At 62.9% G+C, this 26387-nt stretch carries 19 protein-coding genes and 1 tRNA gene; 9 read left to right on the plus strand and 11 right to left on the minus strand.

The features are described 5' to 3' along the window. Window positions 1-35 precede the first annotated feature (35 nt). Entirely contained in the window at window positions 36-2207 is a 2172-nt protein-coding gene (gene katG / locus EEB11_RS12260; protein ID WP_135431727.1) for a catalase/peroxidase HPI, read from the minus strand. 155 nt (window positions 2208-2362) lie between these two features. On the opposite strand from katG, the gene EEB11_RS12265 reads away from it, so the two are divergent. The 3 genes from EEB11_RS12265 (at window position 2363) to EEB11_RS12275 (ending at window position 5012) form a co-directional block, all read left to right on the plus strand. After that, the gene (locus tag EEB11_RS12265; RefSeq protein ID WP_135431729.1) at window positions 2363-3265 is read left to right on the plus strand and encodes a hydrogen peroxide-inducible genes activator; all 903 of its coding nucleotides are present in this window, start codon (window positions 2363-2365) and stop codon (window positions 3263-3265) included. A gap of 40 nt (window positions 3266-3305) precedes the next feature. Then, window positions 3306-3992 carry a hypothetical protein gene (locus EEB11_RS12270; RefSeq protein WP_135431731.1) on the plus strand — a complete coding sequence of 229 codons (687 nt, stop codon included), beginning with the start codon at window positions 3306-3308 and terminating at the stop codon, window positions 3990-3992. Window positions 3993-4088: 96 nt separating this feature from the next. Beyond that, entirely contained in the window at window positions 4089-5012 is a 924-nt protein-coding gene (locus EEB11_RS12275) for a DMT family transporter (protein ID WP_135431733.1), read from the plus strand. On the opposite strand, the gene EEB11_RS12280 is transcribed toward EEB11_RS12275, so the two are convergent. Next, window positions 4958-5641 carry a thiamine diphosphokinase gene (locus EEB11_RS12280; protein WP_135431735.1) on the minus strand — a complete coding sequence of 228 codons (684 nt, stop codon included), beginning with the start codon at window positions 5639-5641 and terminating at the stop codon, window positions 4958-4960. The two genes, EEB11_RS12275 and EEB11_RS12280, sit on opposite strands and share 55 nt — an antisense overlap. Before the next feature lie 140 nt (window positions 5642-5781). Here EEB11_RS12280 and EEB11_RS12285 point away from each other — a divergent pair, with 140 nt between their 5' ends. Continuing rightward, entirely contained in the window at window positions 5782-8328 is a 2547-nt protein-coding gene (locus EEB11_RS12285; RefSeq protein ID WP_135431737.1) for a hypothetical protein, read from the plus strand. 73 nt (window positions 8329-8401) lie between these two features. Here EEB11_RS12285 and EEB11_RS12290 read toward each other — a convergent pair whose 3' ends face one another. Together EEB11_RS12290 and EEB11_RS12295 are read right to left on the minus strand one after the other, a co-directional pair. After that, complete coding sequence (locus EEB11_RS12290; RefSeq protein ID WP_135431739.1) at window positions 8402-8644, minus strand: DUF2842 domain-containing protein; 243 nt, start codon at window positions 8642-8644, stop codon at window positions 8402-8404. 29 nt (window positions 8645-8673) lie between these two features. After that, window positions 8674-9966 carry an adenylosuccinate synthase gene (locus tag EEB11_RS12295; protein WP_135431803.1) on the minus strand — a complete coding sequence of 431 codons (1293 nt, stop codon included), beginning with the start codon at window positions 9964-9966 and terminating at the stop codon, window positions 8674-8676. A gap of 246 nt (window positions 9967-10212) precedes the next feature. Here EEB11_RS12295 and secG point away from each other — a divergent pair, with 246 nt between their 5' ends. Together secG and pyrG are read left to right on the plus strand one after the other, a co-directional pair. Continuing rightward, complete coding sequence (gene secG / locus EEB11_RS12300) at window positions 10213-10572, plus strand: preprotein translocase subunit SecG (protein WP_135431742.1); 360 nt, start codon at window positions 10213-10215, stop codon at window positions 10570-10572. A 159-nt stretch (window positions 10573-10731) separates the two neighbouring features. After that, window positions 10732-12375 carry a CTP synthase gene (gene pyrG, locus EEB11_RS12305; RefSeq protein WP_135431744.1) on the plus strand — a complete coding sequence of 548 codons (1644 nt, stop codon included), beginning with the start codon at window positions 10732-10734 and terminating at the stop codon, window positions 12373-12375. Window positions 12376-12387: 12 nt separating this feature from the next. Here the strand turns inward: pyrG and arsJ are convergent, their stop codons facing one another. From arsJ to EEB11_RS12340, 7 genes are all read right to left on the minus strand, one after another. Then, on the minus strand, window positions 12388-13635 hold the full coding sequence (gene arsJ, locus EEB11_RS12310; protein WP_135431746.1) for an organoarsenical effux MFS transporter ArsJ: 1248 nt from the start codon (window positions 13633-13635) through the stop codon (window positions 12388-12390). Between the two features lie 130 nt (window positions 13636-13765). After that, entirely contained in the window at window positions 13766-14773 is a 1008-nt protein-coding gene (locus tag EEB11_RS12315; RefSeq protein ID WP_135431748.1) for an ArsJ-associated glyceraldehyde-3-phosphate dehydrogenase, read from the minus strand. 5 nt (window positions 14774-14778) lie between these two features. After that, on the minus strand, window positions 14779-15627 hold the full coding sequence (locus EEB11_RS12320) for an arsenate reductase/protein-tyrosine-phosphatase family protein (RefSeq protein WP_135431751.1): 849 nt from the start codon (window positions 15625-15627) through the stop codon (window positions 14779-14781). Between the two features lie 144 nt (window positions 15628-15771). Further along, entirely contained in the window at window positions 15772-16440 is a 669-nt protein-coding gene (locus EEB11_RS12325) for a universal stress protein (RefSeq protein WP_135431805.1), read from the minus strand. Window positions 16441-16634: 194 nt separating this feature from the next. Next, window positions 16635-17108, minus strand: coding sequence for a DUF2948 family protein (locus tag EEB11_RS12330; RefSeq protein WP_135431753.1), 474 nt, complete (start codon window positions 17106-17108; stop codon window positions 16635-16637). Then, the gene (murA, locus tag EEB11_RS12335; RefSeq protein WP_135431755.1) at window positions 17105-18379 is read right to left on the minus strand and encodes a UDP-N-acetylglucosamine 1-carboxyvinyltransferase; all 1275 of its coding nucleotides are present in this window, start codon (window positions 18377-18379) and stop codon (window positions 17105-17107) included. Before murA ends, EEB11_RS12330 begins: the two co-directional genes overlap by 4 nt. 76 nt (window positions 18380-18455) lie before the next feature. Further along, complete coding sequence (locus EEB11_RS12340) at window positions 18456-18806, minus strand: hypothetical protein (protein ID WP_135431757.1); 351 nt, start codon at window positions 18804-18806, stop codon at window positions 18456-18458. 124 nt (window positions 18807-18930) lie between these two features. On the opposite strand from EEB11_RS12340, the gene EEB11_RS12345 reads away from it, so the two are divergent. The 3 genes from EEB11_RS12345 to EEB11_RS12355 all read left to right on the plus strand — a co-directional run bounded on the left by EEB11_RS12345 (window position 18931) and on the right by EEB11_RS12355 (window position 26171). After that, window positions 18931-19005: transfer RNA gene (locus tag EEB11_RS12345), tRNA-Thr, on the plus strand. A 77-nt stretch (window positions 19006-19082) separates the two neighbouring features. Beyond that, window positions 19083-20840 (plus strand): integrase, encoded by a 1758-nt coding sequence (locus EEB11_RS12350; protein ID WP_135431759.1) that lies wholly within the window; start codon window positions 19083-19085, stop codon window positions 20838-20840. A gap of 312 nt (window positions 20841-21152) precedes the next feature. Beyond that, window positions 21153-26171, plus strand: a complete 5019-nt coding sequence (locus EEB11_RS12355) for a RecQ family ATP-dependent DNA helicase (protein WP_167852729.1) — start codon at window positions 21153-21155, stop codon at window positions 26169-26171. Window positions 26172-26387 lie beyond the last annotated feature (216 nt).

Genomic DNA, 26387 nt, shown 5'->3' on the forward strand with positions numbered 1-26387 from the left:
TGCGGGGGGCCGGTGTTCAGATGCCTGTTTTCCAATCAGGCCAGATCGAAGCGGTCGGCGTTCATCACCTTGACCCAAGCCGCAACGAAGTCGTGCACGAACTTTTCGGCGTTGTCGTCCTGCGCATAGACCTCGGCATAGGCGCGCAGCATGGAGTTGGAGCCGAACACCAGATCGGCACGGGTGGCGGTGAACTTCACATCGCCGGTCTTGCGGTCGGTGATGTGATAGAGGTTGTTGCCCGCCGGTTTCCACTTCCACGCCATGTCGGTCAGGTGGACAAAGAAATCGGTGGTGAGCGCCCCCACCCGGTCGGTGAACACGCCATGCGCGGTGCCACCGTGGTTGGTGCCGATCACCCGCATACCGCCCAAGATGCAGGTCATTTCCGAAGCGGTCAGGCCCATCAGCTGGGCACGGTCGAGCAGCAGCTCTTCGGGGCTGACGACATAGTCTTTCTTCTGCCAGTTGCGGAAGCCATCGGCCACAGGTTCCAGCACGTCGAAGGACGCGGCATCGGTCTGCTCTGCCGTGGCATCGCCACGACCGGGGGTGAAGGGCACCGTCACGTCAAAGCCCGCCGCTTTCGCCGCCTGTTCCACACCGTAGGAACCTGCCAGCACGATCACGTCAGCCACGCTTGCGCCGATCTGGGCCGCGATGGGTTCCAGCACCGACAGCACATGGGCCAGACGGGTGGGCTCGTTGCCCTCCCAATCTTTCTGGGGTGCCAGACGGATGCGGGCGCCATTGGCCCCGCCGCGCAGGTCTGACCCGCGATAGGTGCGGGCGGAATCCCATGCGGTGCTGACCATGTCGGACACCGAGAGGCCAGAGGCTGCGATGGCAGCCTTTACCGCCGCCACGTCATAGCCGGTGGTGCCTGCGGGGACCGGGTCTTGCCAGATCAGGTCTTCCTGCGGCGCGTCCGGCCCGATGTAGCGGGTGCGCGGGCCAAGGTCGCGGTGGGTCAGCTTGAACCAGGCGCGGGCGAAGGTGTCGCTGAAATAGGCGTGGTCGGCGGCAAAACGCTCGCAGATCTCGCGGTAGATCGGGTCGACCTTCATCGCCATGTCGGCATCGGTCATGATCGGCATCACGCGGATGCTTGGATCTTCCACATCAACCGGCATGTCTTCTTCGCGGATGTTGATCGGCATCCACTGGTTGGCCCCGGCGGGAGATTTCTTCAGCTCCCACTCATAACCGAACAGCAGGTCGAAATAGCCGTTGTCCCATTTGGTGGGGTGCGTGGTCCATGCGCCTTCGATGCCGGAGGTGACGGTGTTGCGGCCCACGCCACGGCTGGTGTTGTTCATCCAGCCAAGGCCACCTTCGACAATGTCGGCGCCTTCGGGGGCGGCCTGCAGCGCACCGGCGTCGCCGTTGCCATGGGTCTTGCCGACGGTGTGGCCACCTGCGGTCAGTGCGGCGGTTTCTTCGTCATCCATCGCCATGCGGGCAAAGGTTTCGCGCACGTGCAACGCCGTCATGGCCGGGTCTGGCACACCGTTCACGCCTTCGGGGTTCACATAGATCAGCCCCATCTGCACGGCGGCGAGCGGGTTTTCCATGGTGGCGGGATTTTTCACATCGTCGTAGCGGGTTTCGGACGGGGCCAGCCATTCCTTTTCGGCGCCCCAGTAGATGTCTTTTTCGGGGTGCCAGACGTCTGCGCGGCCAAAACTGAAGCCATAGGTTTTCAGACCCATCGATTCATACGCAATGGTGCCCGACAGAATGATCAGATCGGCCCAGCTGATCTGGTTGCCGTATTTCTTCTTGATCGGCCAGAGCAGGCGGCGGGCCTTGTCGAGGTTGGCGTTGTCAGGCCACGAATTCAGCGGCGCAAAGCGGATGGTGCCGGTGCCACCACCGCCCCGGCCATCGGCCAGACGGTAGGTTCCGGCCGAATGCCATGCCAGACGGATCATCAAGCCGCCGTAATGGCCCCAGTCTGCCGGCCACCAATCCTGGCTGTCCGTCATCAGCGCATGCACATCGGCCTTGAGGGCTGCCACGTCGAGGTTTTTCACCTCTTCGCGGTAGTCGAAGCCCTTGATCGGGTCATATTTGGTGTCGTGCTGGTGCAGGATGTCGAGATTGAGCGCTTTTGGCCACCAGTCGGTCATCGTGGCTGCCGTTGTGGTCAAAGACCCGTGCATCACCGGGCATTTGCCGCCCGACTTGATATCGTTTCCATCCATGTCGCTTCTCCGCTTTTGTGTCGCTGGCACAGCCGGACCGCGGACCTGCGGGACGAATCGCCCCAAGGTCGAACCCACGCTGATTAGAATCTCTCTAACATGGCGGTTCCATAATTAGAATTTGCATTTTCTAATCATCCCTATATGTTTTTCTTATGAAAGCCCTGTCGATGAAACATCTGCGCTATTTCGACGCCCTGTCGCAACACAGCCATTTCGGCCGCGCGGCCGAGGCCTGTGCGATTTCGCAGCCCGCCCTGTCGATCCAGATGAAAGAGCTGGAGGATATTCTGGGCGCACCGCTGATCGAACGCGGGCCGCGCCAGATCAGCCTGACGCCCTTGGGTACGGAATTCGCGCTGCGGGTGCGGGTGATCTTGCAGGCGGTGGAAGAGCTGGGCGATCTTGCCCGCGCCTCCTTTGGCCCGTTGACGGGGCGGTTGCGGATCGGGGTGATCCCGACCGTGGCCCCCTACCTGCTGCCGCGCATCATGAAGGATCTGACCGCGCGCTATGAGGGGCTTGACCTGCGCCCGCGCGAGGCGATCACGCAGCGGCTGGTCGAGGATCTGGTCGAGGGGCGGCTGGATGCGGCGCTGGTGGCGTTGCCGGTGTCGGAACCGGGGCTGACGGAATACCCGCTGTTTGATGAAGAGTTCATTCTGGTCCGCCCGCAAAGCGATGCCGATAAACCCGTGCCCAATCCGGAAACCCTGCGCGAGATGCGGCTGTTGTTGCTGGAGGAAGGGCATTGTTTTCGCGAACAGGCGATTTCCTTTTGCAAGCTGGGATCAGCCCTGCCGCGCGACCTGATGGAGGGCAGTTCGCTGACCACCTTGGTGCAGATGGTGGGCGCAGGCATTGGTGTCACGCTGATCCCGCAGATGGCGGTGGCGGTGGAAACCCGCCTGGCCCCGGTATCGGTGGCGCGCCTGCCAAGCCCACGCCCGACGCGGACGATTGGCCTCGTCTGGCGCAAGACCAACCCGCTGGGCAGCCAGCTGGCACAGATTGCCGAAGTGATCCGCACCAGCGGCACTGTCGATGTGGCGCCCTGACGCCGCTCGACGCGCGAAACGGGCGCGCTAGACTTGTGCCATGTTCATCATCACCCCGAAAACCATGAAGAACCGCGCAGCGCTTGAGTTCCGCCAGATTCCGCGCCGCTTTCTGGGCCGCAGCTTTGTCTGGCCACGGGGCGCGGGCTGGCGGATGAAGGCGCGGGTGGTGTTCGAGATCGAGTTGCTGCGCTATCTGACAGCGCTTGCGCCCTTTGCCGGGATGGCGCTGATCTGGCGCGACTCGGCGCTGGCGATTGCGCAGGCCCCTGCCCTGATGGCGCTGGTGCTTTACGCGGTCGAAATGCGGTTTCTTCGACTCACACCCGCTGCCCGCGCGACCCTGCTGGACGATGCCACGCGCGACCGTCTGGCCGACCTGCTGGCGTTTCGCGCCCGTGGACTCCTGACCCGCATCGGCGCCGGGCGGCGGCTGACCGGCGGCGCATTGTTTCTTGTGGTGGAACAATCCGAACTGGCCCGCGTCGCCCCGCTGACCTTTGTCACGGTGCAAAGCGAAGGGGCCGAAGGCGGAGGTAGGCCCGAAATCATCGACCTGACCGAAGCCGAACAGATGCTGATCCGCGACACGCTGTTTGCACCGCCCCTGACCGAGGCCGCGATGCAAAAGCTGACGCTGGTATGCAAGGATACGGTGAGTGTGACACGCCTTGAGATGCGCGCCATCCCCGCGCATGACCGTATGGCGGCGTTGACGGGGTTCTGAGGCGGATACCCCTTCCCGTCCCACCTGCACAAAAACCCCTGACCCGGTGTCGCTTTTGTCATGGACGGCACACAACGGGCGCGCTAGCCCATGGGGATGACCCGACACCCCGACCGTATCCTTCCCGGCGTTGTGCTGATGCTGGCGTTCTGCGTGCTGGCGCCGCTGCTGGATGTATCGGCCAAGCTGGCATCGGACACGATCCCGGTGGGGCAGATCGTGACGGCGCGGTTTGTGGTGCAGGGGGCGTTGATGGCGCCCATCATCCTGGCCATGGGCATCACCTTGCGTCTGACCCCGCGGGCGCTGGGGTTGATCTGTCTGCGGTCGGTGTTTCTGATCCTGTCGACCTTCAGCTTTGTCGCCGCCATTTCGGTGATGCCGGTCGCCGATGCGCTGGCGATTGCCTTTGTCGAGCCGTTCATCCTGTTGATTCTGGGCCGTCTTTTGTTTGGCGATGAGGTCGGACCGCGCCGGATTGCGGCGTCTTGCGTGGGCTTTGCGGGGGCGCTCCTGGTGATCCAGCCGTCGCTGGCGGCGTTTGGCTATGTGGCGCTGTGGCCTTTGGGGACGGCGTTTTTCTTTGCGTTCTACATGCTGTCGACGCGGCAGGTGGCGGGATTCATGCATCCGGTGGCGATGCAGTTCCACACGTCATGGACCGGCCTGTTGATGTGCCTGCCGGTGATGGTTCTGGCCAATGGCACTGGCTGGTGGCAGCTTGACCCGGTGATGCCGCAGGGCAACGCCTGGCTGTGGCTGTTCGGGGTCGGCTTCTGGGCGGCGCTGAGCCACATGTGCATGACCTATGCGCTGAAGTTCGCGCCTTCGGCCACATTGGCCCCCCTGCATTATCTGGAGATTGTGGCGGCGGTGGCGCTTGGCTACTGGATCTTTGGCGATTTCCCCAACGCGCTGACCTGGGCGGGGATTGCGGTGATCACCGGATCGGGGCTGTACATCATCTACCGCGAACGGCTGTCGGCGCGTGCGGTGTCGGCCAGCGCCGCCAAGGCCTGATCCAGCCGGCCGCGCGGCAGGATACACAGCATCCCCGGCCCCGACAGTTCAAGGCTGACCGGCCCGGTGCTGACCCGGTTCGATGTGCCGACCCGCGCGTCGGGCGCAAAGTCCAGCCCGTCGATCGGCCAGTCCAGCCCGGTGCTGGTGCCGGTGACCCTGCCCAGCGGATAGAGGCTGAACCGGTCGCCCCGGCGCAGCGCAAGCCGCAGCCGCGTTGGCGCATGAAATACCACATCCTGCGGGCCGAGCAGAACACAGGGGCGCCGCTGGCGGACCAGCGTGGTCAGCACCGCCAGCCCATGATCCACCCGCGCCCCGATGAAGCCCAGGGCGATCACGAAGGGCGCGTCGATGGACCGCAGCGCCTTGTCAAAATCGGTGGTGTCTTGTTCCGCAATCGGGTGCAGCCGGTCCGCCAGCACAAGGCGGGCCGAGTCCGAAAGGGAATCCATGTCGCCGATCACCGCCTGCGGCTGCACACCATGGGCCAGACAGCGGTCCGCCCCCCCGTCGGCCGCCACAATCACCGGCGCCCTTTGCTGCGAAATTCGAAACAATGCGGCAGAAACAGGTGCACCGCCCACAAGCGTGATACCGCCCGAGGATTGCACTATAACTGGATTCATGCGGATACTGTCTTTCAAATTGAGGCAAACCACCGGGATGCGTGCCACAATCAATCCTTCAAAACACCCTGATCTGTCCATGGATTCGAACAAGTGCAGGGTCAAGAAGACATGTCGATATGTGCGAGAGGCGGTGTCTGATGATGGGTGCGAGTAAAATCCTGACGGTTTCTTATGGAACCTTCTCCTGTACATTGGAGGGTTTTGAAGACCCGTTCAACACGATGAAGGCCATTGCGGAGTATTTCCGCGATCTGGCCGCCGGAGATCGTTACTTCGGGGCCGAACCGCCGCAGCCCGATGCCGCCATGCTGCACAAGATTGCCGAACGTGAAATCCAGCGCCGGGTTGAGGCGAAGGTGCAGGAGAATGGCGTGATCCTGCGCGCCGAAGAGCCTGGCACTGCCGCAGCCCCCGCGCACAGCGCGTCTGTCGCGGCGCAGGTCGCGCCGCAGCCTGTGGTCGAAATGCCGGCGCGTGGCACAGCCCCGGTGCCGCGCCCAACGCCGACGCTGGCCGGGGTTGAGACCGAAGCTTCGACCGGTGCAGAACCTGCGGCGGGCACGGTGGCCGAAAAATTGTCCCGCCTGCGCAAGGCCGCGGCGGAAAGCCGGGAGGCGACCCCCGTTGTCACGCTGGCCGTCCCGCTGGCGCTTGCACAGGATGATTTCACCTATGATTTCACCGAAGACCAGCACGCCGACGCGACACCGCTGACCGACCTTGCAGCCTTCGAAGATGTCTTGCCAGAGGACGCGGTGACGGCGGATGCGCAGATCCTGACCGACGACCTGCCGCCCGAAGAGCAGAGCATCGAAGCCGATGAGGTGCCGGACGATCTGCCCGTTGACGCAGCCATCGCACCTGCGCCGCCTGCTGTCCCGGCAGAGGATGACGCAGAGGATTGGGTGGACGAAGACGACCTTGCCGACCTGATGGCGCTGGATGCGGTCGCCCATGTGGACGCCGGTCCGCAGGACGCCGCGCCAGCGGAGCTGCCGGATGGTGCCGATGATCTGTCCGAACCAGAGATGGTGGAGGCCAGCGATGAGGTGGCGAGGTCCGCAACCCCCGCCGAGTTCGCCGATGGTGAGTCTTTTGATGAAGACATTTTCGCCAGCGTGCTTGCCGAAACAGCTGCCCCGGATGAGGCGGTGACGCTAGAGGCGCCGGATATGGCGCGCAGCTCGGCGATGGCAGAAGCCGAGGCGGATGACGCGCTGCTTGCCAGCCTTGGCACCCTGGTCGACGCGCAAGCGGCCAGAGCCGAGGCAGCGCCCGAGGCGGAGCCAGTCGCAGATGCCGGGTCGCAGGACGACCTGGACGACGCAGTGACGGAGCTTGTCGCAACGGTCGATGTTTATGACGACGACACAGACGATGTTGCCGCACTGGCGGGGGCCGCGTTTGAAGCACAGTCTGCGGCAACGCATGAGACAGCGTTTGAGCCAGAGCTTGAGGCAGAAGAAGACGACGCCCTGTTGCAGCCGCTTTCTGACGTGGCAGATGAGGCTGCGGCGACAGATCTGACCAGCGCTGACGCACCAGAGGCCGACCTTGCGGATGACGACGCGCAGGCCGACGCAGCGGCCCCTGACACCGCGCCTGCGGTGGCGGCCCCCGTGCGCCCGATCCGTCCGGTGCGCCCGCTGCGGCCCACTGTGGGGGCGCGCCCTGCGGTGCCAGAGCTTGCGTCAGACTTTGCTGCCGAAGCCGAATCGCGCACCCCGGTCTCGGTTGAAAAACTGCAACGTGCCCGCGCCCGTGTGATCAAGATCCGCCGCGTTGATGCGCCGGTGGCAGGCCTTACGGCGGTACCCGCACGCGCCGCCCTGTCGCAAGAGGCCGAAGCCGCCCTGACGGCGGAACTGGCCGCGCTGGAACGGGAGCCGCACGCCGAGGCGTCGGATGCTGCTGCCGCCGGACCCGCCCAGGCGGGTGCAATCGGCCATCATCTTGACCGCCCCGCCGAAGAAGTGGCGGTCAGCCGTCTGATGGCAGAGGCCAGCACCCAGATGGAAGTGCCCGACACCAAGCGCCGCCGGTCGGCCATTGCCCATCTGAAAGCCGCCGTCGCCGCGACGATCGCCGAGCGTCGGGCCACCGGCAGCACGCTGGCCGAGAACGGCCGCGCCCGCATGGGGGCCTACCGCGACGATCTGGCCAAGGTCATGCGCCCCACCGCCGCCGCCCCGGCCCCGCAGGGCGAGCGTCCGGCCCCGCTGGTTCTGGTCTCGGCGCAGCGGATCGACCGCCCTGCCGACGTGTCGCGCGCGCCAGCGGCGGCGGTTGTTCCGGTGCGGCCGCGGCGGCCGATGTCTTCGGCAGCGCTTGCCATCGAGGCCGTGGCGGATGACGCTTATGACGCCGATCAAGATGCCGACAATCTGTTTGAAGCAGACATCGGGTTTCCCGATTTCGCCGAACGGCTTGGCGCGACCGATCTGCCAGAGCTGCTGGAAGCCGCTGCGGCCTATATTGCCTGTGTCGAAGGGCTGGACAGTTTCACCCGCCCCCAGCTGATGCGCCACATCGGGGCCGCCACCGAGGGCGTCTCGCGTGAAGACGGGCTGCGCAGCTTTGGCATCCTGCTGCGCGAAGGCGTGATCGAACGCAGCCGCCGTGGCCAGTTCGCCATCAGCGATGCATCGCCGCTTCTGGCGCATGCCCGCAAGATCGCCGGCTGACCGCGCAGCTGACTGGTACTAAGCCACAGGCGGGCTGCACCGGGTGCAGCCCGCCTGTTCATTAGGGGCGGTTTCAGTCGCGCAGGTCGTTTGTGGGTGGGGTGGCATCGGGGTCGGGCTGCCCCACCCCCATGAACACCGGGCGCAGGGGCAAGATCCACAGCAGCCCAAGCCCGACATAGATGCCAAGCTCTACCAGAATCGAGGGCCGGTCCATCCAGTTCACCAGCGTGACCGCCACCACCACATAGGCCGGAAGGCCCACCAGCAAAACCAGCAAAGACAACCGCCGCCGCGCCTTGTAACTCAGTGCCATGCCATCCTCATCCGGTTTAGATGCGCCCGTCAGTCTGCAAAGGGATCGGTCACCAGAATGGTGTCGTCCCGCTCGGGTGAGGTAGAAAGTAGTGCGACCGGGCATTGGATCAATTCCTCGATCCGCCGCACGTATTTGATCGCAGCACCGGGCAGCTGCGCCCAGGACCGCGCCCCGGCGGTCGATTCAGACCAGCCTTCCATCTCTTCATAGATCGGGGTGCAGCGGGCCTGCTGATCGGCTGCGGTCGGCAGATAGTCCAGCTGCATCCCGTCCAGCTCATAGCCGGTGCAGATTTTCAGCGTCTTGAACCCGTCGAGCACGTCGAGCTTGGTCAGCGCGATTCCCGACACGCCAGAGGTGGCACAGGTCTGGCGCACAAGCACCGCGTCAAACCAGCCGCAGCGGCGCTTGCGCCCGGTGACGGTGCCGAATTCATGGCCCCGCTCGCCCAGCCGTTCGCCATCGGCGTCGAACAGTTCCGCCGGGAACGGGCCTTCGCCGACGCGGGTGGTATAGGCCTTGACGATGCCCAGCACGAAATCGATCGCCGTCGGGCCAAGGCCCACGCCGGTGGCCGCCTGCCCCGCGATCACATTGGACGAGGTGACAAAGGGATAGGTGCCGAAGTCGATGTCCAAAAGCGCGCCCTGCGCCCCCTCGAACAGGATGCGCTTTCCGGCGCGGCGCGAATCGTTCATCACCTTCCAGACCGGGGCGGCATAGGGCAGCACCTGCGGCGCAATCTCTTGCAGCGCGGCAAGCAGGGCGGCACGATCCACCGGCTCCATCCCCAGACCGCGGCGCAGAGCGCCGTGGTGGGCCAGCAGGCGGTCCACCCGCAGTTCCAGCGTGGCCGCATCGGCCAGATCGGCCACCCTGATGGCACGGCGGCCCACCTTGTCTTCATAGGCGGGACCAATGCCGCGCCCGGTGGTGCCGATCTTGGCCACGCCGACAGAGCCTTCGCGCGCCCGGTCCAACTCGCCATGCAGCGGCAGGATCAGCGGCGCATTTTCGGCCACCAGCAGGTTGTCGGGCGAGATATCGACGCCCTGATCGCGCAGCTTGGCAATTTCCATCACCAGATGCCAAGGGTCCAGCACCACGCCATTGCCGATGACACTCAGCTTGCCGCCGCGCACGATGCCGCTTGGCAGCAACGACAGCTTGTAGACCTTGCCATCAATGACCAGCGTATGGCCCGCATTGTGCCCACCCTGAAAGCGCGCGACGATGTCGGCGCGTTCGGACAGCCAGTCCACAATCTTGCCCTTGCCCTCGTCGCCCCATTGGGCGCCCACGACAACCACATTGGCCATGCTGATCTCCTCGGTTCCAAAACCGTCTGTGCTATAGACGCAAGGGCCGCGCAGGGAAACAGGGAAATCGTCTGTCATGGCCCGACCCTGGCGTTTCGTCCCTGCCGCCTGCGCGCGGCGCTGCATTGCCGCTTTTCCGGAATGGTCCCGCCAGAGGCATCCGACGGATCACCCTGCGCCAACGGTGTAGGGGTTGCGCGCCGCCCCCCATCAGCCTAGATAGGCGCGTCAGCTTCGGGAACGCCCATGGAAAACGTCATTCTTGCCATCCACCTTGTCCTCGCCCTCCTGTTGGTTGGCGTGGTTCTGCTGCAAAGGTCCGAAGGCGGCGGCCTTGGCATGGGTGGTGGCGGCGGTGGTGCCATGTCGGGCCGGGCTGCGGCGACAGCCCTTGGCAAGGTGACGTGGATTCTGGCCATTCTGTTCATCTGCACCTCGATCACCCTCACGGTTCTGGCCGCGCAAAAGGCGGGATCGAACTCGGTGGTGGACCAGATCGGCGCACCATCGGCGCGGCCCAATGTGCCGGCAGTACCGGCGGGCAGCGACCTTTTGCCCCCCGCACCGACCGACGCGCCGCTGGCCCCGCCCCGCGCCGACAACTGATACCACCATCTCTTGTCGCGGCCCGACCTGTCAAAACAGCATCTAGCGGTGCTGTTGCAAAGGACTGCTGCCTAGGATAAGGCTTTGGTCCCGTGGTGCTGCGATTCCCATTCATCGAATCGCAGCGAATAACAGCGAAGAACAACACGGGGGCCGCACATGGCACGCTATATTTTCATCACTGGCGGCGTTGTGTCATCGCTTGGCAAGGGGCTGGCTTCGGCGGCCCTTGGGGCATTGTTGCAGGCCCGGGGCTACACGGTCCGCCTGCGCAAGCTGGACCCCTACCTGAACGTCGACCCCGGAACGATGTCGCCGTTTGAACATGGCGAAGTGTTTGTCACCGATGATGGTGCCGAAACCGATCTGGACCTTGGGCATTATGAGCGGTTCACCGGCGTGCATGCCCGCGCGACAGACTCGATTTCCTCGGGACGGATCTACTCCAACGTGCTGGAGAAAGAACGGCGCGGCGATTATCTGGGCAAGACCATTCAGGTCATCCCCCACGTCACCAACGAGATCAAGGAATTCCTGCGCATCGGCGCGGATGAGGTTGATTTCATGCTGTGCGAAATCGGCGGCACGGTGGGCGATATCGAGGGCCTGCCGTTCTTTGAAGCCATCCGCCAGTTCATCCACGAACGCCCGCGTGGCCAGTCGATCCTGATGCACCTGACGCTGCTGCCCTATCTGGCGGCCAGCGGCGAGCTGAAGACGAAACCGACGCAACATTCGGTCAAGGAATTGCAGAGCATTGGTCTGGCGCCTGATGTGCTGGTCTGCCGGTCGGAACACCCGATCCCCGACAAGGAGCGTGAAAAGATCGCGCTGTTCTGCAATGTGCGCAAAGAGCATGTGATCCCGGCCTATGATCTGAAAACGATCTACGAGGCCCCGCTGGCCTATCACCGCGCGGGCCTTGATCAGGCGGTACTGGATGCGTTTGGAATTTCTCCCGCGCCCAAGCCGAACCTGACCCGTTGGGAAGACGTGATGGACCGGCTGAACAATGCCGAAGGCATGGTTCGGGTGGCGATTGTCGGGAAATACACCCAGCTGGAAGACGCCTATAAGTCGATTGCCGAGGCGCTGACCCATGGCGGCATGGCGAACCGCACAAGGGTCAAGGCGGAATGGATCGACGCCGAGATCTTCGAGAACGAAGACCCCGCCCCCTATCTGCAGGATTTCCACGCCATTCTGGTGCCCGGCGGCTTTGGCGAGCGTGGGACCGAAGGCAAGATCAAGGCGGCGCAATTCGCGCGCGAGCGGAAGATCCCCTATCTGGGCATCTGTCTTGGCATGCAGATGGCGGTGATTGAATCGGCCCGCAATCTGGCCGGGTTGCCGAATGCCGGGTCGGAAGAGTTTGACCATGAGGCCGGGAAGAAACGGTTTACCCCGGTGGTCTATCATTTGAAAGAATGGGTGCAGGGCAACCACACGGTGCGGCGCAAGCACGGGGATGCCAAGGGCGGCACCATGCGGCTGGGGGCCTACACTGCCAATCTGAAGGTCGGGTCGAAGGTGGCCGAGGTTTATGGCGGCACGGTGATCGAGGAACGGCACCGCCACCGCTATGAGGTGGACGTGCAGTACCGCGAGCAGCTGGAATCCTGCGGGCTGGTGTTCTCGGGCATGTCGCCGGACGGCAAGCTGCCCGAGATTGTCGAAGTCAAGGACCACCCCTGGTTCATCGGGGTTCAGTTTCACCCGGAGCTGAAATCAAAGCCCTTCTCCCCCCACCCCCTGTTCGCCGACTTCGTGCGCGCCGCGAAAGAGGTGGAGCGGCTGGTGTAAGAGGCTGAAGGTTCAGCCCGTTCTGAGCCTGCGCGCGGCTATCCAGGCGGCCCCGGCCATCCCCCCGGCGGTGGCAAGGCACAGCGGCAGGCCGCCGATCTGGTAGCTGACGCCCGACAGCAAGGTGCCGGTCAGCCGTCCCGCCGCATTGGCCATGTAGTAAAAGCCCACATCCCGCGTGATCCGCTCGGCCGCGCCGAAGGCGAGGATCAGGTAGGAATGGACGGAAGAGTTGATGGCGAAGACAAAGCCGAACAGCAGCAGGCCCGCGATCAGCGTGGCGGTCAGCCACGGCGCGGGTTCGCCCGCGACATAGGCCAGAGCAGCCAGAGCAAAGGGGATCGGCACCAACAGGCCCGCCCAGAAGATCGCCTTTTGCGTCACCTGTGCTTCTGACTGGCCCTTGCCGCCAAGGATGCGCGGGGCAAAGGCCTGCACCGCGCCGTAAGCGATGATCCACAACGCCATGAAGCCACCGACGAGGAAAAACGCCTCGCGCCGGCCCTCGGCGGTGCCGTCCGACAGCACGGCCTGAAAATAGATCGGGATGCCGACCACGAACCAGACATCGCGCGCGCCGAACAGGAACAGGCGGGCGAGGCTGAGGCGATTGACGCGAGGGTCTTTCGACCGCCAGCCGCCCCAGCCTTCCGCAGCCTTCATCCGGCCCGGCAGACCCGCGGGCAGGAACAGGACGACTGCAATCAGGATCACCAGGAGCACGGCGGCCATGCCCCAGACCGCCGCCTGAAACCCGGCCAGCGCCAGAAGGGCGGCACCGATGAAGAAGCCCAGCCCCTTGACCGCGTTCTTGGACCCGGTCAGCGCCGCCACCCAGCGGAACAACCCGCCGTCGGTGGTGGGGGCCAGCAGCTTGACGGCGGATTTGGATGACATCTTGGCCAGATCCTTGGCCACCCCCGACACCCCCTGCACCGCCATGACAAAGGCGACCGAGGCGGGGATGGTCCACGCCGGATCGAGCTGCGCCAGCACCGCCAGCGCGCCGATCTGCAGCGCCAGCCCGGCATAAAGCGTGGCCGCGAGGCCAAAGCGCGCGGCCAGCCAGCCCGCGCAAAGGTTGGTCACAATGCCTGCCAGTTCATAAAGCAGAAACAGCCAGGCGAGTTGCACGGGCGAGAAGCCCAACCCGTTGAAGTGCAGCAGCACCAGCATGCGCAGCGCGCCATCCGACAGCATGAAGGCCCAGTAGGCCGCCGTGACGGAGGCGTAGGCGCGCAGGGGGTTTATGGCGGACATGTGGTGCTTTCGGTTGGTGTCGGTCCGGGGGCCAGCCCCCGGACCCCCGGGATATTTTTGAACAGATGAATGAAACAGAGCTTGTCCGACACTGTGGATGACGTTGAGGGAGCAGCCGGAGGCGATGGGGTCAAAGCGTGTTGGCCACCATGCGGGTGATGTCTGCCAAGCGGCAGGCATAGCCCCATTCGTTGTCATACCATGCGTAAATCTTCACCTGCGTGCCGTTGATCACCATGGTCGATTGCGCGTCGATGATCGCTGAGCGTGGGTCGTTGGTGTAGTCCGACGACACCAGCGCGCGGGGCTCATAGCCGAGGATGCCTTTGAGCGCGCCCTCGGAAGCGGTTTTGAACAGGGCGTTGACCTCTTCCGCCGTGGTCGGGCGGTCCACCTCGAAGACGCAGTCGGTGAGCGAGGCGTTCAGCAGCGGCACGCGGACGGCGTGGCCGTTCAACCGGCCTTTGAGCTCGGGGTAGATCAGGGTGATCGCGGTGGCCGAGCCGGTGGTGGTGGGGATCAGGTTCAGCAGGGCCGAGCGGGCGCGGCGCATATCCTTGGCCGGGCGGTCGACGATGGTTTGGGTGTTGGTCACATCATGGATGGTGGTGATCGAGCCGTGCTTGAGCCCCAGATTTTCATGGATCACCTTGACCACCGGGGCGAGGCAGTTGGTGGTGCATGAGGCGGCCGTGATCAGGGTCTGGCTGCCATCGTAGAGGTGATGGTTGACGCCGTAGACCAGATTCAGCGCGCCGCCGTCCTTGACCGGGGCAGAGACGACAACCTTTTTCACCCCGGCGGTGTAATAGGGGGCGATTTTGGCGGCGGTCTTGAAGACGCCGGTGCAGTCGATCACCAGATCGATGCCCAGTTCCGCCAGTGGTAGGTCTTGAATCGTCTTTTCATGGGTCAGGCGGATGCGCTGGCCGTTCAGGATCAGCGCATCCGGCTCATGGCGGACCGGCGTGGGCCAGCGGCCGTGGACGGAATCGAATTCCATCAGCAGGGCGTGCTGTTCGGCGTCGCCCGTGGGGTCGTTGATCAGCACGATCTCGCCCCCGGCACCGGTGTCGATCAGGTCGCGCAGGACAAGTTTGCCGATCCGGCCAAGGCCATTGAGGGCGATGCGGGGCATGGGGATCAGCCTTTCTGTGAGGTCAGGTCATCGGCGTCGATGGCATCGACCCGGGTTTGCAGCGACATGCGGCTGAGTTGCCCGAACGGGAGTTCGACAAAGGCGGCGATGCGGCGGCGCAGTGCGGCATAGGTCTGGGCAAAGACCAGCCCCTTTTCGGCGTCGGTGCCAGTGGCCTTGACCGGGTCGGGCAGGCCCCAGTGGCCAGTGATCGGCTGGCCGGGCCAGGGCGGGCATTCTTCGGCAGCGGCGGAGTCGCAGACGGTGAAGACGAAATCCATCACGATCGAGTCGGGCTGCTGAAATTCCGAAATATGTTTGGAGCGCAGGGTGGACACATCATGGCCGTTGCGCTGCAGGACATCGAGCGCGAAGGGGTTGAGTTCCGAATTGGGGCGGGTGCCGGCAGAGAAGGACTGAAACTTGCCCTTTCCCAGGTCGCGCAGCAGCGCCTCGGCAAAGATCGAGCGGGCAGAGTTGCCCGAACAGATGAAGAGCACGTCAAAATCGGTGTCGAGTATGGGCATGATATCCTCATGTGCGTGACGGAGGGAGACGAGCAGATCGGGGCGGGCGCGGGCAACATCGAGCGCGAGATAGCCGATCAAGCCTTCGGCGGTTTCAAGATCGACCGCGTAGAACAGCGACCGGCCCTGCCGTTCGACCGTGGCCAGGCCCGAGGCGGTGAGGTCGGCAAGGTGGTGCGACAGGGTGTTGGGGCGCAGGTTCAGGGCCTGCGCAATCTCGGTCGGGCGCACGCCACGCGGGGCAAAGCGCATCAACAGCCGGAACACCGCGAGGCGACCGGGATGGCCAAGGGTGGCGAAGGCATGGGCGGCGCGGTTTGATTCCATTATTCGGGAATAATGGAAGCGATAGGGTCGGTCCAGTGAAGGTTTGATGACAGGCGGCCAGCCGGGACACCGGAAAAGGAAAAGACCATTGGCTGGGCCAATGGTCTTTGGTCTTGCGGCCCGGAGTCTGAGCTTAGCTGGGGATTATTTCACCAGCACGACAGGCACTTTGCAGGAGCGCAACATTTCAGTGGTGGTGGAGCCGATCACAAGGCTGCGGATGCGCGAATGGCCATAGGCGCCCATTACAAGCATGTCGAAGCCTTCGGCATCGACGAGCTTGCCAAGGGCGGTTTCGGGCTGACCTTCGACAATCTTCGTCTCCGCAGCCAGACCGGCGGCACGAAGCTGGGCATGGGCGTTTTCAAGGCGGTGTTTCACCTCGGCAGAAGGACTGCCCACGGTGGCCACGACCACCGACAGCCCCGCAAACAGCGCCGAGCGCGAGATGTGATCCACCGCCTTCATCGCGGATGCGCCGCCATCATAGGCAACCAGCACCTTTTCGATCGGCCTGAACGCGCGGGAGGCCACGAACACCGGCTTGTGGCTGGCGCGCACGATGCGTTCGAGGTTCGAGCCGAGGTGACCTTTGGCGAAATCAGCCGCCTCGCCGCGTTTGCCGATCAGGATCATGCCGGCGTCCTGTTCCACCTCGGCCACGGTGTCCACGATATCGCCATGGCGCAGGCGGGTGGTGATCTCGGCCACACCGGCGCGGGTCAGGATGGCTTGGGCGTCGTCAAGGATCGCCCTGCCCCGGAGCGCCATCAGTTTGGATCGCTGTGCATCGAGGCCCGCCAGTTCCTCCATCAGCGCGGTGCGGGCGCCCAGCGCGATGGCTGCCTCAGCGGCAATCCGCCGGTTTGCCAACCCGCAGCGCGGGATTCGCCGGGCTGCAAGCGGTGACGGGGCGGGTTTGCAAGAGCATGGCGCCCGGAAACCGGGCAGAACCGGCGCGGGGGGTGCGGCCCCGGGGGGGCTCAGCGCAGGTGTCAGGGCCGGGGTCAGCCGTGATCGGGCATCTTGCCCGAGGGGGCGACATAGGGGCGGGTCACATCGTCCAGCCGCAGATTCACCGCCTCGACCTCGATGGCGATCGCCCCGTCGCCGGCCAGCGTCAGGGTCATGGTGCCCATGCCATCGGCACCGGGCGCAAAGTCGAGCGTCAGGAGCGACAGGATGGTGTCCTTGTCCGTCCGGTCGATGCCGGATGTACGTACACGCAGGACATCCTCTACCACCAGCAGGCTGCGCACCCGCTCGTAGGGGCGCTTTGCCGCCTCCGCCGCGGGGCAGTCTTCCCAGCGGAAGCGGTTGACCAGAAGGGCAAAACGGCGCGCCTTGGGATCAAAGCGCATTTCGGTGATCGGGAACACCGCATCCTGCAGCAGGGCGGCCATCACCGGCAGATCGGCGGCTTCCGCCGCGATCAGACGCAGGGGGACTTCATCACCGTCCTCATAGCGGGCATCTGTCATGGCCGGTCACTGATCCGTTCGATTTTTGCACCGCAGGCCATCAGCTTTTCTTCGACCCGTTCATAGCCGCGATCCAAATGGTAAACCCGGCTGACCACGGTTTCGCCTTCCGCCGCCAGACCCGCAAGGATCAGGCTGACCGATGCCCGCAGATCGGTGGCCATCACCGGCGCGCCGCGCAGTTTTTCGACCCCGGTCACGGTGGCGGTGCCGCCGTGCACGTCGATCTTGGCCCCCATGCGCATCAGTTCGGGGGCATGCATGAAGCGGTTCTCGAAGATCTTTTCTTCCAGCACCGAGGTGCCGTCGGCGGTGCAGAGCAGTGCCATCATCTGCGCTTGCAGATCGGTAGGAAAGCCCGGGAATGGTTCGGTGGTGACATTGACCGCCGACACCCGGCCATTTTTGCGGCTGACCTTCAGCCCGCGCGCCGTTTCGGTCACCGACACGCCCGCCTCATCCAGCTTTTCGGCGAACGCGCCAACCAGCTCCAGCGTGCCGCCCAGACATTCCACCTCGCCGCCGCAGATCGCGGGGACCAGCATATAGGTGCCAAGCTCGATCCGGTCGGTCACCACGGGGTGGGTGGCACCATGCAGGCGGTCGACGCCTTGGATCGTGATCGTGCTGGTGCCCTCGCCATCAATCTGCGCGCCCATCTTACGCAGGCAGCGCGCCAGATCGACGATCTCCGGCTCGCGCGCGGCATTGGTCAGGACCGTGGTGCCCTTGGCCAACGTGGCCGCCAGCAGGGCGTTCTCGGTGGCCCCGACCGAGACGAATGGAAAGTCGAACACCGCGCCACGCAGGCGCCCGCCGATGGCCTTGGCATGGACATAGCCATCGCGCAGGTCCAGCTCCGCCCCCATCGCCTCCAGCACCTGCAGATGCAGGTCCACCGGCCGCGCGCCGATGGCGCAGCCCCCGGGAAGCGACACGATGGCATGGCCGTCGCGGGCCAGCATCGGGCCCAGCACCAGAATCGACGCCCGCATCTTGCGCACGATGTCGTAATCGGCGGTGTGGTTCGAAATCGCATGGCTCGACATCGCCAGCACCTGACCGCCTTGCAGGCTGGCCACCTCTGATCCCAGCGATTCCAGCAGTTGGGTCATGGTCCGGATGTCGGACAGGCGCGGCGCATTGGTCAGCGTCAGCGGTTCCTCGGACAACAGCGTGGCCGGCATCAGCGTGAGACAGGCATTCTTGGCCCCCGCAATCGGGATCACCCCGTTGAGTGGGCCATTGCCCTTGACCAGAATCGAATCCATGCCTGTCCTACTTTCTGTACGTACCGGGGCCTGCGCCCCTTTGTGTTTGTGCGCCGGAGCGGATGCCCGGCCGAATTTATGTGCCAGACCTGGTGTCAGGCTGTCTGAGGGTGGCAGAACCGGTGTCCGGCTGTGACTTGTCGCCCGACAGCGCATCCGGGCGGAATTCGACGCCGGAGCCTGCCCCCGTGTGATCTTGCACCCCGAGCCCTGCGGCCGTTTTTGCAAGGGCACCTACGTCTGCGTCATCCTGCGGCTCTGCGTGCAGATCCGCCGTGCCTTCGCCGGCCCCGGCCCCGCGCTGCCTTGCCTGCGCCTTGCGCCGCGCCATATTCTCTTTTAGCGCAGCCTTGAGCCGCGCAGCGCGCAACTCTGCCCCGCGCAAAGGCGCGGTTCCGCTCTTGGTTCTGGCGTTTTTCTCAGTCATCGCAGCCGCTATAGCGCAGGCGACAGACTTGGTCCAGAGAAGCCCGGAAAAGGGGCTTGCACCCTGTCGCGTTTGCGACTAATCACCCGCCACGCACCAACCAAACCGGTTGGAAAGCGCCGATGCTGTGGTAGCTCAGTGGTAGAGCACTCCCTTGGTAAGGGAGAGGTCGAGAGTTCAATCCTCTCTCACAGCACCATTCAACCCATTGATCTCAAAGAAACCCCTTGCTTTCATGACCTTGGTGCCATTCTAAGTGCCAGAACAGGTGCCAGAATGGGGTTTTGGAATGGCTGCGAAACGTCGCCATTGGAAGGAAAAAACGGTCGCTTTTGGGCGCGAGTTTCCATTCCTGAGGTCCTCAGATCCTACTTTTCCGGCAAGACCCAATTGACCAAGGCACTCGGCGGTGACCTGCGTGTGGCAGACCAAAAACACGCAGCTGCTGTTGCAAGACTTCAGGCTCAGATAGCCCGCGCTGCTGGGTCGTTGCCCCTTCCCGCACCAATAGAGCTAGAGCCACCTCTCCGCGCGCTGACGCCGGAACTTCAGGAGCATGCCGTCTGGCAACACTATACAATTTTGCTTGAGCACGACGAGCAAAAGCGCGCATCGATGCCGACACCTGAAGAAATTGAGGCTGAACACGAGCGCGCGATGAAACGTATCGAGGCCGGCGAGGGTGATCCAAGTCGGGGCCCGGTCGCCGTCTTCAACGTGTCAACAGACTTTGAACTCAAAGCTGGTGCCCGACATTTCGATCATCAGCTGCGGGCACGTCGGCTCGCAGCCCTTCAAGCCGGATTGTATGCAGGTGATACACGCCTTGTCGAATTGGCGGTCCAGAAGTTCGTTTCAGACCAGGAGTTGACGGTGGTTCCTGGCTCGTCCGAATGGCGTGATCTCTCGCACAAGTTCATGCGTGCCGAAATAGATGGGCTTGCACGCACATTGGATCGGGATCGTGGGAACTTCCGTGACACCCCTACCGACCCGGTCGTAAAGCAACCTGCAAACCCGCTTCAAGCCGTTGCCGCTATTCCGCTTTTGCAACTTTTCAGAGATTACATCGCGACTCGCCAGGCCATCGGCAAGCACAAGGACGGCGGTGCCAACTGGGAAAGCGTGATCGTGGCGCTCATCAAGTTTCTTGGACACGGTGACGCGCGCAAAATCACAAGACGCAATCTGCTAGACTGGCGCGATGCGTTGATGAAATCGGGGAAGTCGCCGAAAACGGTCTCTGACAAGCATCTCGCTGCTGTTAGCGCGATTTTGCGGTGGGCCTTTGAAAACGAACATCTGCCAACCAATGAAGCCCAAACCGTGCGCCAAGAGGTGCCACGAAAGGTGCAGTCCCGTGAAAAGGGTTATACGAGCGCTGAAGCCGAACAGGTTCTGCGCGCCTCCATCAGCCACATGCCTTTAGAAACCTCAAACCCGTCAAACCGAGAAAGTCCTCACATAACCGCGGCGAAGCGGTGGGTTCCTTTGCTCTGTGCCTTCACAGGCGCTCGAGTCACAGAAATTACGCAACTTCGAAAGGAGGACGTGCGCGAAGAAGGTGGACGATGGATCTTGCGCATTACGCCCGAGGCAGGTTCGGTAAAGACCGGTCAATACCGCGACGTGCCACTTCATCGCCAGGTCATCGCGTGTGGATTCTCTGACTTCGTGCGGACAGCGAAAGATGGACCTCTGTTTCACAATGCAAAAACACCCGGTCGATATCTTGCTGGGGCACGTGGCACTGCGGGTAAGTTGTCGCAATGGCTGAACGAGCTTGATCTGGTTCCGGATGGCGTTCAGCCCTCGTATGGAATGCGCCACCGTTTCAAGACGCAGGGTCTTGAACTGGGCGCTTCAGTCCGGGTGCTGGATGCAATCCAGGGCCACCCCGGAAAGACGGCGAGTGACGGCTATGGCGATGTCACGATTGCGGCCAAGGCGAAGGTCATTGATGCGCTGCCGGAGCTTAATCTCAGCGCAAACCGTCTTTTACTAATTGACCTTACCGACACACGGCCGGCCTGATTAAAGAACTGGTGAAATCACACACCCCAGTTCCAAGACCAGCCGTTCTTGGTCGCAACTGAAGTGTCAACCACAATGCTGACATGAAAAAGTTGTCCGATAGCTAGCTGCATTCTCGTAACGTGCAGAGGGCAATTATGTTGCCGTGTGTTAACGTCTGCCTTACCAAAGTGTTAACCGTCAATTATGTGACTGGACCACATGGCTTTTCTTAGCTTCCTGCGTCCCAAAACCGAGACCAGACCGCTCCTGCTGGAGCAGTGCCTGTCAGTTGATCTGGAGGTCGATCCCAGGACTGCAAAAATCTTTGATCTGGCCGCCGTTCGCTATGGTTCTGGCCCGGCAGTCGTTGCGGGCAAAGGAAGGCTGCAGCAATCGCTCGACAGGCTGGAATTGGCCCTTGAGAAGACAAGCTATGTCATAGGCCACAATATCCTGCGCCATGACATAGAGCAGTTGCTGGCCTCACGGCCGACGCTTCGTAGCAAGATGATGGCACCCATCGATACGCTTTGGCTCAACCCGTTGGCCTTTCCGCGCAATCCTTATCATCATCTCGTAAAGCATCACCACGATGGGCGCTTGCAGGCCGGACATGTGAATGACCCCGAGCTGGATGCCCGCATGGTCTTCGACGTGCTCACCAACCAAATTGATGCCCTCCAAGGGCAGCCTCCCGACATGCTTCTGGCGTGGCACCACCTTGTAACGCGAACGGATCGCTCCGATGGCTTCGATGCGGTTTTTCAGGAGATTCGCAACGCGAATGCGCCTGATCGGCAGGTAGCCCTGGCTGCGATCCGCAAGATCCTGGAAGGTCAGGCTTGTGGTGCCCAGGTCGGTCCTGTGCTGGACACGCTGAAGGATGCGCAGATGGCTTGGCCGATGGCCTATGCCCTCGCTTGGATTTCGGTCTCCGGCGGAGAATCTGTCATGCCGCCTTGGGTGCGGGCATCCTTTCCGCAGGCCGCGCTGATCGTTCGCCAGTTGCGTGACACCAACTGTGGCAAGCCGTCTTGCACTTGGTGCGCGGCGATGAACGACCCGAAAGGAGCGCTGCAGAAGTGGTTCGGCTTTCCTGCCTTCCGCCCCGAGCCTGCCGATGCCAAGGGTCGGCCGCTGCAAGAGGTCATCGTCGAAAAGGCGATGGGCCATTCCCATGTCCTTGGCATCCTGCCGACTGGAACAGGCAAGTCAGTCTGCTATCAGGTCCCTGCCCTGAGCCTTTACGACAAGACCGGCGCGCTTACCGTGGTCATCTCGCCCCTCGTTGCCCTGATGGCCGATCAGGTCCAGGGGATGGAGCGGTCGGGCATTTCTTCGGCAGTGACGATCAATGGCATGCTCTCGATGCCCGAACGGCAAGAGGCCCTCGACCGCGTCAGGCTTGGTCAGGCGGCAATCCTCTTGATATCGCCCGAACAATTGCGCTCGGTTTCGGTGCGTTCGGTTCTGCAGCAGCGCGAAGTAGGGTTCTGGGTGCTTGACGAGGCGCATTGCGTCTCAAAGTGGGGTCACGATTTCCGTCCCGATTATCGCTACATCGGTCGCTTTATCCGCGAATTCTCGGGTGACGCGCCGCCGGCTCCGATCCTCTGCCTGACAGCCACGGCCAAGCCCGAGGTTGTGCGCGACATAATTGATCATTTCCAACAGAAACTTGGCGTCGAACTAGTCCTCTTCGACGGCGGCACGTCACGGACGAACTTGTCATTCTCAGTGCTGGCGACGGGGAAAGAAAGCAAGATTGGGGATATTCTGACGGTTATCCAGGAGCGCCTCCCCGAGGGGCGCTCTGGCGCGGTTGTCTATTGTGCCACGCGGTCAGAGACCGAGCGGGTGGCGACGTTTCTCAAGGCACAAGGCCTGGCGGCGGCACATTTTCACGCAGGGCTGACGGTCGATGATAAGCGGTTCGTGCAGGAAGCCTTCCGTGTGGGCGACTTGCGTGTGATCGCGGCCACGAACGCTTTTGGCATGGGGATCGACAAGCCGGACATCCGTTTGGTTGTCCATGCCGATATCCCCGGATCGTTGGAAAATTACCTGCAAGAGGCGGGTCGGGCCGGGCGCGACCGGATGCCTGCTGATTGCGTGCTTTTGTATCACACCGATGACGTCGAGCGGCAGTTTACTCTCACCGCTCGTTCGCGACTTGAGCGGCACGAGATCGGCGCGATCCACAAGGCACTGCGCCGCATCGACGAGAATGGCCGAAATGGTGGCAAGGTGGTCGCAACCGCAGGAGAAATTGTTCGCGAGGAGAAAGACCGCGAATTTCTTCGTGACAGCGCAACGGATGACACGCGGGTCAAAACCGCTGTCTCTTGGCTGGAAGAGGCAACCTTGGTTTCTCGCGAAGAGAACCGGGTGCAGGTCTTCGCGTCGTCCCTGATGGTGCGCACACTGGAGGAGGCGGCGGCCCGGCTCGAACAAGCGCAGATCACCAACGCTCGTCGCAAGCAACTTATGGATATCGTGTGCCACCTGATGAACACCGCCCCGGATCAAGGCGTTTCGACCGATGAATTGACCGGGGTCGCAGGTCTTACTCATCGTGCGCTTGCCAAGGCCATGGCAGACCTCGAAACGCTGGGACTGGCTAGGAATGATATTGCCATCACAGTCCAGATACATGTCGGGATTGAGCACGCCTCTCGCCAGCGTTTCGCGGCGGCGCGGTCCCTGGAAGGCGCATTGATCGGCACAATGCGAGAGATGGCCCCAGACGCCGATACGGGTGGCGGCGGCCAGCTTGACCTCACCGTTGCCAGCCAGAAGCTGAGAGAGATGGGGAATGCGGGTGCTGGTCCGCACATACTTGAACGCCTGCTGCGCAGTATTGAGAGAGACGGGCGCGACGAAGACGGCGGCCAAGGCAACATCCGGCTGAGAAAGCTCTCTTCCAAAACGCTTGAGGTTGTGTTGCAGCGCTCATGGCGGGCTGTGGACCAGACGGCGGCTTTAAGATGGACAGCAGCTGAGCGCCTGCTCGAATTTCTGATCGCCAAGGTGCCAACCGGCACGAGGGGCAAGGACATTCAGGTCGAGACGACACTTGGACATCTCATAGCCGAACTGAACGGGGACGCGGTCATCAAGACGTCAGGCGTCAGGGACATGACTAAGCTGATGGAGCGCGCGCTTCTGTGGCTGCATGAACAGCAGGTGATGACGCTTGGCAAGGGGCTGACGGTCTTCCGTTCGGCGATGACGATACATCTCAAACCCGACAGGGCCTCATTTTCGGCCAAGGATTTCTTGCCTCTACAAGAGCATTACCGCGAGCAGACGCTGCAAACCCATGTCATGGCCGCCTATGCCGAAAAAGGGCTGGACCGGATCGACGAGGCGCAGGCGCTCGCTCGGGATTATTTTACACTGGACCAAGATCGTTTCCTGCGACGCTGGATGCCCGGGCGCGGCGTCGAGATCCGGCGACAGACCACAGGACGGGCCTGGAAGCAGATCGTCGACGATCTTGGCAACCCCGCCCAGCAAGACATTGTGGCCGATGATCGCGAGGAGACCAACGTCCTTGTGCTGGCCGGACCTGGATCGGGCAAAACAAGGGTGCTGGTGCACCGGATCGCCTATTTGCTGCGCGTCCGGCGCGAAAACCCACAGGGCATTCTGGTCCTGACCTATAACCGGCACGCCGCAGCCGAGATCCGTGCCCGCTTGCGCCATCTTGTCGGCGAAGATGCCGCTTGGGTTACCGTTTCGACCTGTCATGCCCTGGCCATGCGACTGGTGGGGGCAAGCTTTGCGGGCGGGACCACCGAAACCCGCGACTTTGACGCCATCCTCCGGGATGCCGTGCGGCTGATCACAGGTGAAGGGCTCAGCCGCGCCGAGGCCGAGGCGCAGCGCGAGGCTTTGATCCAAGGCTATCGGTGGATTCTGGTCGACGAATATCAGGATATCGGACCTGAGGAATATGCCCTGATTGCTGCCGTGGCCGGTCGCTCTCTCGATGATCCCGACCAGCGGCTCAGCCTGTTTGCCGTCGGAGACGACGACCAGAACATCTACGCATTCACCGGAGCTTCGGTCTCGTTCATCCGCCGCTTCGAAGAGGATTATCGCGCCAAACCCAAGTTCCTGACCGAAAACTACCGCTCGACCCGCTACATCATAGACGCTGCAAACCAGGTGATCGAGGCTGCTCAGGAGCGCATGAAAGCCGGTCACCAGATCACCGTTGACAAGGTCCGCGGCCTCCACCCCGGCGGTGGGGTGATGGCGACATACGATCCTGTGGGGCGCGGTCGTGTGCAATTTCTTGACGTGGCCGGCGATGACGTTGCCCAAGGGGTCGCAACGGTGGACGAGCTGGTGCGGCTTTCGCGTCTGGACCCGGATTTTGCTTGGTCGCGCACGGCGATCATCTCGCGCGACTGGCGGCGGCTTGGGCCGGTGCGGGCCTATGCCGAAAAACTGGGCCTGCAGATCGAGATGGCCAATGAAAAGCTCCCCAGCATCTGGCGGCTGCGAGAGATGCAAAAGCTGGTGGCGGGTTTGCGGCAGAAACCCACGGCGATGCTCACGATCCAGGACATCCTTGATGTCCTCAATCAGCAGCGGCAGACGCGCTGGGTCGACCTGATCGCGGAAGGCGTCGCGGATCTGGCACGCGAGCTCGGACCCAAGACGATCCCGGTTCCCGACGCGCTGGAATGGCTTGCCGAATGGGCGCAGGCCGTCAGAGGAACGCAACGCGGCCTTTTGCTGCTCACGGCGCATCGGTCCAAGGGCCTGGAGTTCGACCATGTGGTGATCCTGAACGGCGGCTGGCAAGCGCTTTCCAAGGGGGAGGACGGCGAGGCTCCACGGCGACTGTTCTACGTCGCAATGACGCGCGCGCGCCGCAGCCTTTCTGTGGTGACCCGCGGTGCCCACGCGTTCGTCCACGCTGACAGCGACAGTGAGCTTTTGCGACAAGTAGAGGCCCCCCAACCTTCCGACCTGCCCGAGCCTGACCTATACCAATTGCCAGATATGAGTTCGGTCGATCTTTCCTATGCCGGGCGCGTCGTCGACACGAGCGAATCCCGCGCCGCCATCAACAAGGCCGAGATCGACGACAAGATCACCCTGGAACGGCGCGAGAGAAAATGGATGATCCTTGATGCGCAAGGCCGCGTGCTGGGCCGGATGGCGGGAAACTGGGCACCGCCCGAAGGCACATACCTCGTTTCCGGCAAAGTTGGAGCCATCGTCCGATGGCGCAAGGCAGACAGTGACAAGGCCTTTCATGCCTATATAAAAAGAAGTGAATGGGAAACAGTGTTGCCGGAGTTTGTGTTTCGAAAAAGCAATGGGTGCTGAAACTTTCTAAGAGCTGCGGTGCTCGACCGAAGTTGCCGGTCCTCTATGCGCTACAGTGCTGTTCCAAATGCAGTCACACTTCATCAAGCAGTTGTTCTAAAATCACCTCCAACTGGTCCACTCTGATAATGGTGAACCGGACAAGATCAGCATTCGCGAGATCACGCATCGATTTGGGTAATCCCCCCATTTTTGACGGGGTGCATTTGTAGAATT

It is taken from the genome of Pseudotabrizicola sediminis (assembly GCF_004745575.1).
In the GTDB taxonomy this organism is placed as follows: Bacteria; Pseudomonadota; Alphaproteobacteria; order Rhodobacterales; family Rhodobacteraceae; genus Pseudotabrizicola; species Pseudotabrizicola sediminis.

Coding starts and splice junctions, on each gene's coding strand:
- katG (WP_135431727.1), bottom strand. CDS start 2,207: ATGGATGGAAACGATATCAAGTCGGGCGGCAAATGCCCGGTGATGCAC.
- EEB11_RS12265 (WP_135431729.1), top strand. CDS start 2,363: ATGAAAGCCCTGTCGATGAAACATCTGCGCTATTTCGACGCCCTGTCG.
- EEB11_RS12270 (WP_135431731.1), top strand. CDS start 3,306: ATGTTCATCATCACCCCGAAAACCATGAAGAACCGCGCAGCGCTTGAG.
- EEB11_RS12275 (WP_135431733.1), top strand. CDS start 4,089: ATGACCCGACACCCCGACCGTATCCTTCCCGGCGTTGTGCTGATGCTG.
- EEB11_RS12280 (WP_135431735.1), bottom strand. CDS start 5,641: ATGAATCCAGTTATAGTGCAATCCTCGGGCGGTATCACGCTTGTGGGC.
- EEB11_RS12285 (WP_135431737.1), top strand. CDS start 5,782: ATGATGGGTGCGAGTAAAATCCTGACGGTTTCTTATGGAACCTTCTCC.
- EEB11_RS12290 (WP_135431739.1), bottom strand. CDS start 8,644: ATGGCACTGAGTTACAAGGCGCGGCGGCGGTTGTCTTTGCTGGTTTTG.
- EEB11_RS12295 (WP_135431803.1), bottom strand. CDS start 9,966: ATGGCCAATGTGGTTGTCGTGGGCGCCCAATGGGGCGACGAGGGCAAG.
- secG (WP_135431742.1), top strand. CDS start 10,213: ATGGAAAACGTCATTCTTGCCATCCACCTTGTCCTCGCCCTCCTGTTG.
- pyrG (WP_135431744.1), top strand. CDS start 10,732: ATGGCACGCTATATTTTCATCACTGGCGGCGTTGTGTCATCGCTTGGC.
- arsJ (WP_135431746.1), bottom strand. CDS start 13,635: ATGTCCGCCATAAACCCCCTGCGCGCCTACGCCTCCGTCACGGCGGCC.
- EEB11_RS12315 (WP_135431748.1), bottom strand. CDS start 14,773: ATGCCCCGCATCGCCCTCAATGGCCTTGGCCGGATCGGCAAACTTGTC.
- EEB11_RS12320 (WP_135431751.1), bottom strand. CDS start 15,627: ATGGAATCAAACCGCGCCGCCCATGCCTTCGCCACCCTTGGCCATCCC.
- EEB11_RS12325 (WP_135431805.1), bottom strand. CDS start 16,440: ATGGAGGAACTGGCGGGCCTCGATGCACAGCGATCCAAACTGATGGCG.
- EEB11_RS12330 (WP_135431753.1), bottom strand. CDS start 17,108: ATGACAGATGCCCGCTATGAGGACGGTGATGAAGTCCCCCTGCGTCTG.
- murA (WP_135431755.1), bottom strand. CDS start 18,379: ATGGATTCGATTCTGGTCAAGGGCAATGGCCCACTCAACGGGGTGATC.
- EEB11_RS12340 (WP_135431757.1), bottom strand. CDS start 18,806: ATGACTGAGAAAAACGCCAGAACCAAGAGCGGAACCGCGCCTTTGCGC.
- EEB11_RS12350 (WP_135431759.1), top strand. CDS start 19,083: ATGGGGTTTTGGAATGGCTGCGAAACGTCGCCATTGGAAGGAAAAAAC.